This is a genomic window from Azospirillum sp. A23 (assembly GCF_042938965.1).
Taxonomy (GTDB): Bacteria; Pseudomonadota; Alphaproteobacteria; order Azospirillales; family Azospirillaceae; genus Azospirillum; species Azospirillum melinis.
In genome coordinates this window covers 1-14,322 of record NZ_CP170669.1, presented here as the reverse complement: position 1 = coordinate 14,322, position 14,322 = coordinate 1, and the positions used below count along the sequence as shown (strand labels likewise).

Genomic DNA, 14,322 nt, shown 5'->3' with positions numbered 1-14,322 from the left:
CGAATGGGCCGCGACGGGCCGGAGCGGCCGGCCCTGCGGCCGTCCCGTTCCGCCCGCCCACTGTATCAGGCGGCCAGCCAGACATACTCGGCGAAAGCGTAGCCCATCATGCCGCCCAGCGGGCTGGGGGCGAGGCCCTTCAACTTGTCGTTGATGGCGTCCACGTTGGAGATGTAGGCGGGGATGATGGTGCCGGCCTCTTCGGCGATCATCACCTGCATCTCGTTGTAGATCTCCTTGCGCTTGGCCTGGTCGAGCATGCCGCGCGCTTCGATCATCATCTTGTCGAACTTCTCGGACTTGTACTTGCTCTCGTTCCACGGCGCTTCGGAGGCGTAGAGCAGGGAGAACAGGATGTCCGGCGTCGGGCGCGGGTTGATGTTGCCGAAATGGATCGGCGACTTCAGCCAGTAGTTGCTCCAATAGCCGTCGGACGGCACGCGCTGGACGTCGAGCTTCATGCCGATTTCGGCGGCGGAGGCCTGGATCACCATCGCCATGTCGATGGCCGACGATGCAGCATCCGACGTGATCACCGGGATCGACTGACCCAGGACGCCGGCCTTCTTGAAGAGCGCCTTCGCCTTTTCCGGGTCGTAGGCCTTCGGCTTCAGGGCGGCGTTGTGGTACGGGTTGACGGGCGAGACCGGCTGGTCGTTGCCCACCTCGCCGAAGCCGCGCAGGGCCGATTTGACGATCTGCTCGCGGTTGACGATGTACTTCATCCCATCGACGAAGTCCTTGCGGCTGCCCGGCTCCATATCCAGGCGGATGTTCAGGTCGGTGTAGTTGCCGGACGTCGTCTTCGACAGGGCGAAGCCCTTTTGTCCGTCCACCAGACGGGTGGAGCGCGGGTTGATCGACGCGGCGAGATGGATGTCGCCGGACAGCAGCGCGTTGACGCGGGCATTGTCGTCGCTGATCGCGAAGAACTCGAAGGAGTCGACGTTCGGTCCGCCCTTCCAGTAATTCTGGTTGCGCAGGCCGATGGAGCGCACGCCGGGCTCGAAGCTCTTGCAGGTGAAGGCGCCGGTGCCGTTGCCCTTCGAGAAGTCGGTGGTGCCGTCGGCCACGATCATGAAGTGGTGGGTGGCCAGGATGGTCGGCAGATCGGCGTTGGGGCTGGCCAGCGTGATCTCGACGGTGTTCTTGTCGACCGCCTTGAACTCCGTCATCTGCGCGGCGATCTTCGCGACCTTGGAACCGACGGCGGGATCGAGGTGGCGCTTCAGCGAATACACCACGTCGTCGGCGGTCAGCGACTTGCCGTCGTGGAAGGTGACGCCCTTGCGCAGCTTGACCGTCCAGGTCTTGGCATCGCCCGATTCCACGCTTTCGGCCAGCTCCATCTGCGGGATGCCGTTCTGGTCGAGGGTGGTCAGGCGGTTGTAGAAGGCGCAGCAGCGGACATAATCGGTGGACAGCGACGCCTTGGCCGGGTCCAGCGTGTCGGCGGTCGAGGACGACCAGCCGGCAGCCTTCAGCGCACCGCCCTTCACCGGCGTGGCGGCCAGCGCCATGCCGGCGCGGCCCAGAACGAGGTCGGCGGCAGCCAGCGACACCCCGCCGGCCAGCAGCATCTTCATCAGGTCGCGGCGCGTGGCCCCGCGCCGGATGGCGCTTTCGACCATGCTGTCGTCGGCCCCAGTCCAGTTTTTGGGAGTCCGGGTTTCAGGCGTCTTGGTCATGTCTGCCTCACTCTGTTCAGGATTGTTCGTTCATTTCTTTTTCAGCGCGCTCCGGTTTGGTCCGGTTACGCGGAAGCCGTCTTCGGCTCTGCGGCCGCTTGTTCGACGGCGTCTGCCAGTTCCGCCATCGAGCGGAAATGGAAATCCGGTTCGGTGAACTCGGCGGGCTCGATGGTGCCGCCATAGCCCTTCTGGGCGTGCCGCCGCTGGATCCAGCAGTTGGTCATGCCGAGGCGGCGGGAAACGCCGATGTCGTGATACTGGCTCTGGGCGACGTGCAGGATGTCGTCCTTGCTGCCGCCGTCGCGCTCGACGAACTCGAACACCTGCTGGAAGAAGGCGGGGTCGGGCTTTTCGACGCCGGTGTCGTCGGCGGTGAAGCCGGCGAAGAACGGATCGCCCAGCTCGCGGGAGAAATGGGTGAAGGCCCAGCGCCGTGCGTTGGTCATCGCGATCAGCTTGTAGCGCTTGGCCAGACGCGCCATGGCCTCCCGGCTGTCGGGGAAGCCGGCCCAGACCGCCGCGGAATCCCGCAGGCGTTCACCGTACTGCGTGCCGGCGGGCAGCCCCAGCTTGGGGGCGATCACCGAATAGACGCGCACCAGATCGTCGGGGAACAGGTCGGCATTGTCGGCATAGCGCGCCTCGCGGTAGAGGGTCAGCGCCGCCTCGCCGTCCACATCGGTGCCGGCCTCCGCTGCGATTGCGGCGAGGCAGGCCTTGATGCCGGATTCGAAGTCGATCAGGGTGCCGACGACGTCGAAGGTCAGATATTTGAAGCTCAGCAGACTCTTGGTCAACGCACCATCTCCTCATCAAGGACCGCAGGGGAACCGTTCCGGTCCGGCGGGGCGTTTCAGGTCCGGCGGCAACCTCCGCCGGGATGTCTTTGGAGCTGGTCTCTCTTGAACTGGCCTGGAGATTCGGTCTTCTTCCCCTCCAGTGTGGTCCAAGGGGTGGGTGTGGGTCTCCGAATCTTCGGTGCTGGACAGCAGAAAATGCTGGATACGGAGGTATTCGCGGTTTTTTCCGCGGACACCCCCTTTTTCGTCTAGCGCATCGCCCGGCGGACGTCGGGATCGTCCAGGGTCTGGTCCAGTGTTTGGGCCGTCCGCTCCAGGATCGCGTCGATGTCGTCGTCGGTGCAGCAGAGCGGCGGGGCATAGCCAAGCACGCCGTTGGCGAAGGCGCGGATCACCAGACCGTTGGACCAGGCCCGGTCGAAAATCCGGCGCGACGGTTCGGCGGCGGCGGGCAGGGGGGTCTTGCGCTCCTTGTCCACCACCAGTTCGATGGCGGCCAGCATGCCGCGCCCACGGACGTCGCCGACCAGCGGATGATCGCGCAGAGCGTGCAGCCCGGCCATCAGCCGCGCCCCGGCCCTGGCACCGTTGGCGAGCAGGCTGTCCTCGTACAGGCGCAAAGCCGCCAGCCCCACCGCGGCACTGACGGGGTGGGCGGAGTAGGTGTAGCCATGGCCGACCGCGCTGCTGCCGGCGGCGTCCGCGATGGTATCGTACACGGCGTCCGACAGGAAAACCGCGCCCATCGGCACATAGCCGGAGGTCAGGCCCTTCGCCGTGGTCATCATGTCGGGGACCACGCCGTCGTCGGTGCAGGCGAACAGCGGGCCGGTGCGACCGAAGCCGGTGATGACCTCGTCGGCGACGAACAGGATGCCCAGGCTGCGGCAGCGGTCGCACATCGCCTTCATCCAGCCGTCGGGCGGCACCAGAACGCCGCCCGACCCCTGGATCGGTTCGGCATAGAAGGCGGCGACCCGCTCCGGTCCGCCGATCTCGGCGATCTTCGCGTCGAGGGCGGCGAGCGAGGCGGCGATGATCGCATCGGCATCGTCGCCCACCGGGTTGCGGTAGGCGTAGTGTGACGGAATCTTGTGCTGCCAGTCGAATGGCACGCCGAAGCCGGCATGGAAGGCGGGCAGCGCGGTCAGCCCCGACCCGACGGTGGAGGAGCCGTGATAGCCCTGCTCGATGGAGATGAACTGGTCGCGCTGCGGCTGCCCCTTGGCCAGCCAGTAGTAACGGATGAAGCGGATGGTGCTGTCCACCGCATCCGACCCGCCGAGCGTGAAATAGACATGGTTCAGGTCGCCGGGCGCCCGTTCGGCGAGTGCCGCGGCCAGACGGATCGCCGGTTCGCTGCCAAGCCCGAAATAGCCGGTGGCGTAGGGCAGTTCCTGCATCTGGCGGGTGGCGGCGTCGATCAGGCTTTGCTGCCCGTAGCCGGCGTTGACGCACCACAGGCCGGCGAAGCCGTCGACCAGCTGGCGGCCGGCGGCGTCGGTGACCGTCGCCCCGGCGCCCGAGGCGATCACCCGCACCCCGGCCTTCTCATGGCCGCGATAGGAGGCGACGGGATGGACCAGATGGGCACGGTCGAGTTCGATCAGGGAATTGCTGAGCATGGTCCTCTCCGGATCAGCCGAGTGCCTGGCTGGCGAGCGCGAAAGTCGAAACGGGGGCGGGCGAAGCGGGAGCTGCCGCCGGTGCCGGGCGGCGCATGGCGATGCCGCCGCCGACAGGACGCAGACCGCAATCGGCCAGCCATGGGGCGAGGCCGGTGTCGGCGGTGGTGTCCACCCGCAGGAATTTTCCCGGATGCGCGGCGAGGATCGGGCCGATCAGGGCCTTGGCGCCGTCCGCGTCGGGGGCGACCACCGGGCCGACGACCTGCCCGCGGCCGAAATCGCGCAGAGCGGCGAAGCCGGCGGGGACGCCGTTCCGGCGCAGCAGCGTGAAGGACCCGACCCCGGCGATGCGCTCCAGCAGCAGGCGGCGGTCGGCGCCGAAGGCTTGGCCGTCCAGCGCGGCGATGGCCGCAAGATCCTCGGCGCCGGCCGGGGCGACGTCCTCCGCCGCCACCGCCACTGCCACCGGCGCAACCGCACCGGCTTCGCCCTGGTGCTGGAGGACGGTGCCGACCTCGCGGAAGCCCAGCTTTTCGTAGAGCGGCAGCCCCTCGCTGGTGGCGACGAGGCGCAGGGGGCGGCCGTCCGCCAGCGCCATCGCCTCGTCCATCAGGCGGCGGCCGAGGCCCTGCCCGCGCCAGCCCTCGTCGACGATGACCATGTTGACGGTGGCGGCATCCTCGCCATAGGGCGTCATCAGCACGGTGCCGACCAGCCGGCCCGATCCGGCATCCACGGCGACCAGCCCCCGGCTCAGCGACAGGAGCAGCGACCAGTCTTCCAGCCGGTGCGGCCATTGCGCCTGCCGCGACAGGGCGAGCGCATCGTCGAGATGCTTCGGCTCGAACGCCGCGCAGTCGATCGCTCTCTTGGGAACCGTATTCTTGTTCATGGGCAGTCCTTTCACCCTCTGCCTCCAAGAGTGTGCGCAGCGGCCCCGGACGTTTGTCTGAAGGCGACACCCGCCGCGACATCTTTCACCTTTGCTCTGGCAGCCTGCCGCATCTTATGCCGCGGCGATGGCGGCCGAACCGGCGGACGGGGCGTCCATCCCCCGTTCCGGGCGCCCTGGCGCCGTTTCCCTCCCAACCAAATGCCGAGGACCGAGACGGAAACGGAACTTTGTGCTTTCGCGCCCGGCAATTCGGTCAGGCCCGGCTTCGCGGCGACGTTAGGATCGTGGGGCAGGGCTGGTCACGCCCTAACCTAATTCGCCCCTCCCACGTCGTTCCATCTCAAGGAAGCAGCCATGAGCCAGTTCCGGCCGAAATACGTCACCTTCGATTGCCACGGCACGCTGATCAACTTTCAGATGGCCGAAGCGGCGCGCGACCTCTACGGGTCGATCCTCGACGAAGCGCGGATGACGGAGTTCATCAAAAACTTCGCCGCCTACCGTCTCGACGAGATCATGGGCGCCTGGAAGCCCTATGCCGAGGTCGTGCACAATTCGCTGGAGCGCAGCTGCAAGCGCAACAACGTCGTCTTCCGCGACGAGGATGCGCGCATGGTCTACGAGCGGGTTCCCACCTGGGGGCCGCACCCGGACGTGCCGGCCGGCCTGGCCAAGGTCGCCAAGGAAATCCCGCTGGTCATCCTGTCGAACGCGATGAACGACCAGATCCCGTCGAACGTGGCGAAGCTGGGCGCGCCCTTCCACGCCGTCTACACCGCCGAACAGGCGCAGGCCTACAAGCCGCGCTTCCAGGCGTTCGAATACATGTTCGACATGCTCGGCTGCGGGCCGGAGGACATCCTGCACTGCTCCTCCTCCTTCCGCTACGACCTGATGTCGGCGCACGATCTGGGGATCCGCAACAAGGTGTGGGTCAACCGCGGCCACGAACCGGCCAATCCCTATTACGGCTATGTCGAGATTTCCGACATTTCCGGCCTGCCCGGCGTGGTCGGTCTGTAAGGGGCGGAACTTTCGAGGTTCGGGCTGCAACGACAAGGACCCAGGTCATGAAATTCGTCTCCTACTGGCACGACACCGCCCCGGCCTTCACGGGCGGAGCCGAAGGAACCGTCGAGGGCCATTACGACGTCGCCGTCGTCGGAGGAGGGTTCACCGGCCTGGGTGCCGCCCGCCAGCTCGCCAAGGCCGGGGCGCGGGTGATCGTGCTGGAGGCCGACCGCATCGGCGGCGGCGCTTCGGGGCGCAACGGCGGGCACCTCAACAACGGTCTGGCCCACAGCTTCATCGCCGCCAAGACCGCGCTGGGGACGGAGCGCGCCGTCGCGCTCTACCGGGCCTTCGACCAGTCCATCGACACGCTGGAGGCGCTGATCGCCGAAGAGGGGATCGATTGCAGCTTCCGCCGCGCCGGCAAGCTGAAGCTGGCCTCCAAGCCGGCGCATTTCGACGCCATCGCCCGCAACTTCGAGGTGGTACACCGCGAGGTCGATCCCGACACCGCCCTGCTGACCGCCGAAGAGCTGAAGGAAGAGGTCGGCTCGCCGTTCTTTGGTGCGATGCTGTCGCGCAAGAGCGCCATGATGCATATGGGCCGCTTCGTGGTCGGGCTGGCCGACGCCGCCAAGCGCCATGGCGCGGTTCTGGTCGAAAACGCGCCGGTCGGCGCCATCGCCCGCACGGGCGACCGCCACACGCTGACCACGCCGCGCGGCACGGTCACCGCCAGGGAGGTGCTGGTCGCCACCGGCGCCTACACCACGCCGAATTTCAGCCATTTCCGCCGCCGCATCATCTCGGTCGGCAGCTTCATCATCGCCACCCGTCCGCTCAGCGACGGCGAGATCGCATCGGTGGTGCCGGGCAACCGCACCTACGTCACATCGATGAACATCGGCAACTACTTCCGCCTGTCGCCCGACCGGCGGCTGATCTTCGGCGGCCGCGCCCGCTTCTCGGCAACGTCCGATCAGCAGTCCGACGCCAAGAGCGGGGCGATCCTGCGCGCGAGCCTCGCAAGGATTTTCCCGCAGATCGCCAGCATCGACATCGATTACTGTTGGGGCGGGCTGGTGGACATGACCAGCGACCGCTACCCGCGCGCCGGTTACCAGGACGGGCTGTGGTACGCCATGGGCTATTCCGGCCACGGGGCGCAGCTGTCGACCCATCTCGGCATGACCATGGCCGACGCGATCCTGGGGCGCGAGGACCGGAACCCGCTGAAGGATATGTCCTGGCCCGCCGTCCCCGGCCATTTCGGCAAGCCCTGGTTCCTGCCGCTGGTCGGGCTGTATTACAAGGCGCTCGACCGCATCCAGTGATCGGCGGGAGGCGGTGTTGTCGACTTCGCTGGCTGAAGACGAACTGAAAGTTTGAACAACCTGCTTTCGGTTCCGCTCAGGCGGCCAGCGCGAGACCGACCGCCTCGCGCCACGCAGTGAAGGCGCGAGCGCGGGCGGCGCGGTATTCGGAGGCGGAGAGGCGGTGACGGCGCAGTTGGAAGCGGTTATGGATTGGGCTGTGGGTAGAAAGAAACCGTTGGGCGGGTGTTGGCGAACTCCCGTCCGAAGCGCAGACCCCACTCCCGGATCGTCTCGTAGCTCACTTCGATGCCGCGCGCCGCCAGGATCAACTCGACCTCCCGCAGGCTCAGACTGAAGCAGTGGTACAGCCACACGGCCTCGCTGATGATCTCGGCCGGGAAGCGGAAGCCGCGGTAGGGGTTGCGGGTCGTGTTCATGTCCGCGACATGCCACGAGAGTCCCGCTCCCGCCAACCTGACAGCACCGTATCGCAGCCCATGGCCGACCGTATGATCGAACGACTGGCGGGCCTTTTAACGAAACGTGCGCTGCTGAAGGAGCTCATCAGCCTCGAACCGCGCTCCTGAAGGCTGCCGACAGGGCAGCGAGCGCGGCACGCGGTTGTCCATCTCTGACCCTGGTGTGCAGGATCACGGGCAGGCGCGGCAAGGCCGGAAGCCCCAGCCGCGGACCGACGTCGACGGCGCCGAACGGTACCATGCGCGGCGACAATGCCGCGATGCCGAGACCGGCCATCACGGCTGCCGCCACCGCGGTCACGCCGCCGCCGACAAAAATCTCCGTCCATGGCATGCCTGCCGTGTCGAGAAGCTCCCCCGCCAACGCCCGCACTCCACAGGGCTCGGCCATCGTGGCGATCGGCAACGGTTCGTCCGCCCGATGTTGCCAGCTTGGCGCCGCAAACCAGCCGAACTGCTCTTCGGTGAGGAGATCCCCGTCGGTTCTCCCGGCGTGCAAGCGGACGATCACCGTGTCGAGTTCCCGCCGGTCAAAGCTCTGAAGCAGGTCACCCGATGATCCAATCCGGATTTCGATCACCAACTGCGGATCCTGTGCGTTCATCCGGGCGATCAGCGCGGGGAGCTCCGGTCCTGCTACATGGTCACTGATGCCGATGGCGATGCGCTGGCGTCCCCGCGTCAGCGAGGCAAGCGCACGATCATGGGCCTCCAACAAGTCGCGGGCATGATCCAGGAAGGCGGCGCCGCGTGCCGACAGCTGAACATAACGCGGCGTCCGCTCGAAGAGGCGGCAGCCGAGCCGCTCTTCAAGGCGCTTCAGCTTCAAGCTAACCGCGGCCTGCGTCGTCCCGGTGGCCTCTGCCGCGCGCGTGAAGCTCTCCAGTTCGGCGATGCGTACGAAAGCCCGCACCGCATCAAGGTCGAGAGGCGCCCCAATCATTTCAAAACGTTATCTCAGATATTGAAACTCATAGCATATGAAAATGACTGCCCCATGGCTATTGTCAAGGCCGACATAACGGAAAGGACTTACAATGCCACTCGTTCACATCTCACTGCGCGCCGGAAAATCGGAAGCGTATCGGCAGGCAATCTTCGATGGTCTATACCGCGCAATGCACGAGACCTTCAACGTGCCCGAAGACGATCAGTTCATGGCCATCACTGAGCACGGCGCCACAAACTTCCGCTATGGCGCATCTTATCTTGGAGTCGATCGAAGCGACGACCTCGTTTACATCCAGATCACTGCGAACAACACTCGGACCGTGGAGCAGAAGAAGGCGCTATTCCAGCGGATTATGGAACTGCTCGGCGAGAACCCTGGCATACGGCCACAGGATGTCTTCGTGAACATCGTTGAAGTGGCAAAGGAAAATTGGTCGCTCGGGAACGGCGTCGCGCAATATGCTTGAAGCGGAGAGTCTGTTCCCACCGCAAGGCGGATAAAATCAAGTGCTTCGAAGACGGCCGCATCGTAAGCGTCGCCTGTGGGCTGCCTTGCGGGAGCAGTGGGCCGCGTGCTGAAAGCTGGACGTCGGCGGCATCGGATGGTGTGGCCGGCTTGGCATCGTGGCAAGGTGCTGTCAGATTGGCGGGAGCGGGACTCTCGTGGCATGTTCGCGGACATGAACACGACCCGCAACCCCTACCGCGGCTTCCGCTTCCCGGCCGAGATCATCAGCGAGGCCGTGTGGCTGTACCACTGCTTCAGTCTGAGCCTGCGGGAGGTCGAGTTGATCCTGGCGGCGCGCGGCATCGAAGTGAGCTACGAGACGATCCGGGAGTGGGGTCTGCGCTTCGGACGGGAGTTCGCCAACACCCACCCAACGGTTTCTTTCTACCCACAGCCCAATCCATAACCGCTTCCAACTGCGCCGTCACCGCCTCTCCGCCTCCGAATACCGCGCCGCCCGCGCTCGCGCCTTCACTGCGTGGCGCGAGGCGGTCGGTCTCGCGCTGGCCGCCTGAGCGGAACCGAAAGCAGGTTGTTCAAACTTTCAGTTCGTCTTCAGCCAGCGAAGTCGACAACACCCTTTGCACTTCATCGATCACTATGGGCAGTTGCTTGGCCGCGCCTTCCTTGGATAGCAGTTGCAATTGCCCATAAGGGTCGCTGTCGAGTGAAGAGCGCAGATCGTCTGCGTCGAGCGTAACGTAGACGGCGGAGTCGATGAGGTCGCGGACGAGGGTGGTCTTCCCGGCCTGGCGTGGACCGATGACGTTGACGACCCGGGACGAGGCGAGCGCCCGCTCGACCTTGGGTATGAGATGCCTCGGGATGGGTGCCATGATCCTGCTCGCGTTCCACTCTGCCCAACGTCAGGACAGCGGAAAAAGGCTATTAGATATCGTGGAAAAAGCCGGTTGCCCGACTGGAGAAAGCCGACTGGAGAAAAGGCGCCCGGCGTGCCGGGCGCCTTTGTGGGATCGTCACTGGCCTATGACGCCGCTCACCCCAGCCCGCCGATGTGGAAGGTCTTCATTTCCAGATATTCTTCAATGCCGACCTGCGCGCCTTCGCGGCCCAGGCCGGACTGCTTGACGCCGCCGAAGGGGGCGACTTCGGTGGAAATCGCGCCGGTGTTCAGCCCGATCATGCCGGCCTCCAGCGCCTCTCCCACCCGCCAGGACCGCGCGAGGTTCTGCGTGTAGAAATAGGCGGCCAGCCCGAAAGGCGTCGCGTTGGCGAGTGCGATGGCCTCCTCCTCCGTCTCGAAGCGGAACAGCGGCGCCACCGGGCCGAAGGTCTCCTCATGCGCCAGCAGCATGTCGGTGGTGGCGTCGGTCAGCACCACCGGGGCGACATACTGCGCACCCGCCGCCGCGACGGCGGCCGACGCGATGCTGGCCCCCTTGGACACCGCATCGGCGACGTGGCGCTCGATCTTGGCGACGGCGGCGGCGTTGATCATCGGGCCGATGGCGACCCCCGCTTCCAGCCCCGATCCCACCCGCATGGCATTGACGCGGGCGACCAGCCGGTCGCGGAACGCCTCATAGACGCCCGACTGCACCAGGATGCGGTTGGCGCAGACGCAGGTCTGCCCGCCGTTGCGGAACTTGGAGAGGATGACCCCCTCCACCGCCTGATCCAGATCGGCGTCGTCGAACACGATGAAGGGCGCGTTGCCGCCCAACTCCAGGCTCAGCCGCTTGATGCCGTCGGCGGCGCCGCGCATCAGCAGCGAGCCGACGCGGGTGGAGCCGGTGAAGGAGATCTTGCGGACGGTCTCGTTCGCCAGAAGCTCCTCGCCGATGGCTTCCGGCCGGCCGGTCAGGATGTTGACCACGCCGGCCGGGATGCCCGCCCGCTCGGCCAGCACGCCCAGCGCCAGCGCCGAATAGGGCGTGAAGTCCGACGGCTTGATGACCACGGTGCAGCCGGCGGCCAGCGCCGGGGCGACCTTGCGGGTGATCATCGCGTTGGGGAAATTCCACGGCGTGATGATGCCGCAGACCCCGACCGGCTCCTTCAGCACGACGATGCGGCGGTCGGGGGTGGGGGAGGGGATGGTGGTCCCGCCGATCCGGCGCGCCTCTTCGGCGAACCACTTGACGAAGGAGGCGCCATAGCGGATCTCGCCGCGCGCCTCGTCCAGCGGCTTGCCCTGCTCCAGCGTCAGGATGCGGGCCAGATCCTCCAGATTCTCGATCATCAGCGCGTGCCAGCGCTCCAGCAGAGCGGCACGGTCGGCATGGGTGCGCCGCCTCCAGGCGGGGTAGGCTTCGGCCGCGGCGGCGATGGCGTCGCGGGCATCCGTTCCGTCCATGTCGGGAACGCTGCCGAGGGTGCCGCCGGTCGCCGGATTCTGGACGCCGATGGTCCGGCCGGCAGCCCCGTCGCACCAGCGGCCGCCGATCAGCCCGCGTTCGCGGAACAGGGAGGAGTCCGTCAGGTGATGGATCATGGTCTTGTGTTTTCCGCTGCGTGTGGTTGGGGAGGGAGCCGGCGTTAGGAGAGGGCCGACAGCACGGCGGCGGTGATCGCGTCCGTCCTGTCCTTGCCGGGAACGGTGCCGATGCCGCGGCCCGTGGTGTCGCCCAGTGCGGCCATGACGCGGTCGGCGGCGGCCTTTTCCCCCAGATGCTCCAGCATCATGGCACCCGACCAGATGGCGGCGATGGGGTTGGCGATGCCGAGATGGGCGATGTCGGGGGCCGATCCGTGCACCGGCTCGAACATCGACGGCGCCTTGCGGTCGGGGTTCAGGTTGGCCGAGGCGGCGAAGCCCAGCCCGCCCTGGATCGCCGCCCCCAGATCGGTGAGGATGTCGCCGAACAGGTTGGAGGCGACGACCACGTCCAGGCTTTCCGGTGCCGTCACCATGCGCGCCGCCATGGCGTCGACGTGATAGCTGGTGACCTCGACGTCCGGATGTTCGGCGGCCAGCTGGCGGGTGATCTCGTCCCAGAACACCATCGAGTATTTCTGCGCGTTCGACTTGGTGACGGAGGCCAGCTTGCCGCGCCGGGCGCGGGCCTGGGCGAAGGCGAAGCGCAGGATCCGCTCCACCCCCATGCGGGTGAAGATTCCGGTCTCCACCGCCACCTCCTGCGGCGTTCCCTGATGGATGCGCCCGCCGGCGCCGGCATATTCGCCTTCGGTGTTCTCGCGGATGCACAGGATGTCGAAGCCGCCGCGGCGAAGCGGACCCTCCACCCCCGGCAGCAGCCGGTGCGGGCGGACATTGGCATACTGGTCGAACGCCTTGCGGATCGGCAGCAGCAGCCCGTGCAGCGACACCGCGTCCGGCACCTCCGCCGGCCAGCCGACGGCCCCCAGCAGGATGGCGTCGTACTTACGCAGCGTGTCGATGCCGTCGGCCGGCATCATCACGCCGGTTTCCTTGTAATGGGCGCAGGACCAGGGCAGTTCGGTGCCGGTCAGCGCGAAGCCCGACTGCGTCGCCACGGCCTGCAACACCTCCCAGGCCGCGTCGACCACGGGATGCCCGATGCCGTCGCCCTTGATGATCGCAATGTTGTGGGTCTTCATCGAACGTCCCCTGTCTTTTTGATTGGATTACAGGCCGATCAGCACGCTTTTGCTGCGGCGGTTGGCGAGATAGGCCTCGCGTCCCAGATCCTTGCCGATGCCGGAGCGCTTGTAGCCGCCGGTCGGCAGGATGTGGTCGCGGGAGCGGCCATAGCGGTTGACCCACACCGTTCCGGCCTGGAGCCGCCGGGTCAGGCGGATGGCGCGCGACAGGTCGCGGGTGTAGAGGCCGGCGGCGAGCCCGTAGGTGGGATGGTCGGCCAGGGCCATCGCCTCCTCCTCGCTGTCGAAGCTCTGCACGGTCAGCACCGGGCCGAAAATCTCCTCCACCACGGCGGGGGAGGTCTGATCGACCCCGGCCAGTAGGGTCGGCGCGTAGAAATACCCCTCGGCGTCCATCGGGCCGCCGCCGGTCAGGCACTCCACCGGCCCGGTCAGCGACGCCGACACGATGGCGTGGATGCGGGCGCGCTGCCGTTCGGAGATGATTGGGGAATAGCGCGTCTCCGCGTCCCAGGTCGGGCCGGGGCGGACGGCGCGCATATGGCCCAGGATCCGCTCGATCAACGGCTCGGCCACCGATGTTTCGACCAGCAGGCGGGACCCGGCGACGCAGGCCTGTCCGGCGTTGGACAGGACGCTGGTGGCGATGGCCGCCGCCGCCTTGTCGAGGTCGGCGTCGGCGAAGACGATCTGCGGGCTCTTCCCGCCCAGCTCCAGCGTCATCGGCTTGACTCCGCTGCGGGCGATGTCGGCCATGATCGCCGAGCCTGCCGCCGTGGATCCGGTGAAGCTGACCTTGGCGATGCCGGGATGGCGGGTGATGGCGGCGCCCGTGGTCGGGCCGTCGCCCTGGACGATGTTGATCAGCCCGGCGGGAACCCCCGCCTTCACCGCCAGCTGCGCCAGCAGGACGGTGGAGAAGGGCGTCATCTCCGACGGCTTCAGCACCACCGCGTTGCCGGCGGCCAGTGCGGGGCCGAGCTTCCACCCCGCCATCGACAGCGGGAAGTTCCAGGGCGTGATGGCGCCGACGACGCCATAGGGCTCGGTCATCACCATGCCGAGGCTGCCGTCGTCGGTGGGGACGAGGTCGCCGCCCTCCTTGTCGGCGAATTCGGCGAAGAAGCGGATCTGCTCGGCGGTGACCGCCACGTCGCCAGCCACCAGCTGGCCGACCGGGCGGGTGGAGGACAGCGCCTCCACCTTCGCCAGAGTTTCCGCCTCCTCCTCGATCAGGGCGGCCCAGCGCTGGAGCACGGCGGTGCGGTCCCGCGGGCGCAGGCCGCCCCAGTTGCTGGATTTCAGCGCCGCCTGCGCGGTCGCGACAGCCTGATCGACGAGGTCGGCCGAGGCGACCGGGCAGTCGGCATAAGCCCGGCCGTCCGATGGGCGGTGCATCGGCAGCCGGGGCAGCCCGTCCTCCGCCGGGATCAGGCGGTCACCGATGAAGTGACCGATCGGCAGCGGCAGGCGGTCCGGATCGAAGGACAGGCTCAT

General features: G+C 67.0%; 12 protein-coding genes and 2 pseudogenes. 4 read left to right on the top strand and 10 right to left on the bottom strand.

Annotated features, from left to right (window positions below; translation table 11 throughout):
• Window positions 1-65: 65 nt before the first annotated feature.
• From ABNQ40_RS32735 to ABNQ40_RS32720, 4 genes are all read right to left on the bottom strand, one after another.
• Window positions 66-1,688 (bottom strand): ABC transporter substrate-binding protein, encoded by a 1,623-nt coding sequence (locus tag ABNQ40_RS32735; RefSeq protein WP_109050232.1) that lies wholly within the window; start codon window positions 1,686-1,688, stop codon window positions 66-68.
• A 65-nt stretch (window positions 1,689-1,753) separates the two neighbouring features.
• The gene (locus tag ABNQ40_RS32730) at window positions 1,754-2,488 is read right to left on the bottom strand and encodes an HAD-IA family hydrolase (RefSeq protein ID WP_109050233.1); all 735 of its coding nucleotides are present in this window, start codon (window positions 2,486-2,488) and stop codon (window positions 1,754-1,756) included.
• 251 nt (window positions 2,489-2,739) lie between these two features.
• On the bottom strand, window positions 2,740-4,116 hold the full coding sequence (locus ABNQ40_RS32725; protein WP_109050234.1) for an aspartate aminotransferase family protein: 1,377 nt from the start codon (window positions 4,114-4,116) through the stop codon (window positions 2,740-2,742).
• A gap of 13 nt (window positions 4,117-4,129) precedes the next feature.
• Window positions 4,130-5,011 carry a GNAT family N-acetyltransferase gene (locus ABNQ40_RS32720; RefSeq protein WP_109050235.1) on the bottom strand — a complete coding sequence of 294 codons (882 nt, stop codon included), beginning with the start codon at window positions 5,009-5,011 and terminating at the stop codon, window positions 4,130-4,132.
• A gap of 357 nt (window positions 5,012-5,368) precedes the next feature.
• Here ABNQ40_RS32720 and ABNQ40_RS32715 point away from each other — a divergent pair, with 357 nt between their 5' ends.
• Both ABNQ40_RS32715 and ABNQ40_RS32710 read left to right on the top strand, forming a co-directional pair.
• Window positions 5,369-6,037, top strand: coding sequence for a haloacid dehalogenase type II (locus ABNQ40_RS32715; protein ID WP_109050236.1), 669 nt, complete (start codon window positions 5,369-5,371; stop codon window positions 6,035-6,037).
• 47 nt (window positions 6,038-6,084) lie between these two features.
• On the top strand, window positions 6,085-7,359 hold the full coding sequence (locus tag ABNQ40_RS32710; protein WP_109050237.1) for an FAD-binding oxidoreductase: 1,275 nt from the start codon (window positions 6,085-6,087) through the stop codon (window positions 7,357-7,359).
• A 227-nt stretch (window positions 7,360-7,586) separates the two neighbouring features.
• On the opposite strand, the pseudogene ABNQ40_RS32705 reads toward ABNQ40_RS32710, so the two are convergent.
• A pseudogene (locus tag ABNQ40_RS32705) lies at window positions 7,587-7,778 on the bottom strand (IS6 family transposase); the annotation flags it as partial.
• 127 nt (window positions 7,779-7,905) lie between these two features.
• Window positions 7,906-8,763 (bottom strand): LysR family transcriptional regulator, encoded by an 858-nt coding sequence (locus tag ABNQ40_RS32700; RefSeq protein WP_391349368.1) that lies wholly within the window; start codon window positions 8,761-8,763, stop codon window positions 7,906-7,908.
• A 94-nt stretch (window positions 8,764-8,857) separates the two neighbouring features.
• Between ABNQ40_RS32700 and ABNQ40_RS32695 the strand changes: the two genes are divergently transcribed.
• Both ABNQ40_RS32695 and ABNQ40_RS32690 read left to right on the top strand, forming a co-directional pair.
• Window positions 8,858-9,238 (top strand): tautomerase family protein, encoded by a 381-nt coding sequence (locus ABNQ40_RS32695; protein ID WP_109047224.1) that lies wholly within the window; start codon window positions 8,858-8,860, stop codon window positions 9,236-9,238.
• A gap of 213 nt (window positions 9,239-9,451) precedes the next feature.
• Window positions 9,452-9,643, top strand: a pseudogene (locus ABNQ40_RS32690) (IS6 family transposase); the annotation flags it as partial.
• 172 nt (window positions 9,644-9,815) lie between these two features.
• Here ABNQ40_RS32690 and ABNQ40_RS32685 read toward each other — a convergent pair.
• The 4 genes from ABNQ40_RS32685 to ABNQ40_RS32670 all read right to left on the bottom strand — a co-directional run bounded on the left by ABNQ40_RS32685 (window position 9,816) and on the right by ABNQ40_RS32670 (window position 14,322).
• On the bottom strand, window positions 9,816-10,115 hold the full coding sequence (locus ABNQ40_RS32685) for an AAA family ATPase (RefSeq protein WP_109049161.1): 300 nt from the start codon (window positions 10,113-10,115) through the stop codon (window positions 9,816-9,818).
• A gap of 161 nt (window positions 10,116-10,276) precedes the next feature.
• Window positions 10,277-11,734 carry an NAD-dependent succinate-semialdehyde dehydrogenase gene (locus ABNQ40_RS32680; protein WP_109049162.1) on the bottom strand — a complete coding sequence of 486 codons (1,458 nt, stop codon included), beginning with the start codon at window positions 11,732-11,734 and terminating at the stop codon, window positions 10,277-10,279.
• 44 nt (window positions 11,735-11,778) lie between these two features.
• The gene (locus ABNQ40_RS32675) at window positions 11,779-12,822 is read right to left on the bottom strand and encodes a tartrate dehydrogenase (RefSeq protein WP_109049163.1); all 1,044 of its coding nucleotides are present in this window, start codon (window positions 12,820-12,822) and stop codon (window positions 11,779-11,781) included.
• Window positions 12,823-12,849: 27 nt separating this feature from the next.
• Window positions 12,850-14,322: an aldehyde dehydrogenase gene (locus ABNQ40_RS32670; protein WP_109049164.1), complete on the bottom strand. Its 1,473-nt coding sequence runs from the start codon at window positions 14,320-14,322 to the stop codon at window positions 12,850-12,852.

Excerpts from the sequence above, each read along its gene's own strand:
- ABNQ40_RS32735 (WP_109050232.1), bottom strand. The coding sequence starts at position 1,688 with ATGACCAAGACGCCTGAAACCCGGACTCCCAAAAACTGGACTGGGGCC.
- ABNQ40_RS32725 (WP_109050234.1), bottom strand. The coding sequence starts at position 4,116 with ATGCTCAGCAATTCCCTGATCGAACTCGACCGTGCCCATCTGGTCCAT.
- ABNQ40_RS32720 (WP_109050235.1), bottom strand. The coding sequence starts at position 5,011 with ATGAACAAGAATACGGTTCCCAAGAGAGCGATCGACTGCGCGGCGTTC.
- ABNQ40_RS32715 (WP_109050236.1), top strand. The coding sequence starts at position 5,369 with ATGAGCCAGTTCCGGCCGAAATACGTCACCTTCGATTGCCACGGCACG.
- ABNQ40_RS32710 (WP_109050237.1), top strand. The coding sequence starts at position 6,085 with ATGAAATTCGTCTCCTACTGGCACGACACCGCCCCGGCCTTCACGGGC.
- ABNQ40_RS32700 (WP_391349368.1), bottom strand. The coding sequence starts at position 8,763 with ATGATTGGGGCGCCTCTCGACCTTGATGCGGTGCGGGCTTTCGTACGC.
- ABNQ40_RS32695 (WP_109047224.1), top strand. The coding sequence starts at position 8,858 with ATGCCACTCGTTCACATCTCACTGCGCGCCGGAAAATCGGAAGCGTAT.
- ABNQ40_RS32685 (WP_109049161.1), bottom strand. The coding sequence starts at position 10,115 with ATGGCACCCATCCCGAGGCATCTCATACCCAAGGTCGAGCGGGCGCTC.
- ABNQ40_RS32680 (WP_109049162.1), bottom strand. The coding sequence starts at position 11,734 with ATGATCCATCACCTGACGGACTCCTCCCTGTTCCGCGAACGCGGGCTG.
- ABNQ40_RS32675 (WP_109049163.1), bottom strand. The coding sequence starts at position 12,822 with ATGAAGACCCACAACATTGCGATCATCAAGGGCGACGGCATCGGGCAT.
- ABNQ40_RS32670 (WP_109049164.1), bottom strand. The coding sequence starts at position 14,322 with ATGAGCCTGTCCTTCGATCCGGACCGCCTGCCGCTGCCGATCGGTCAC.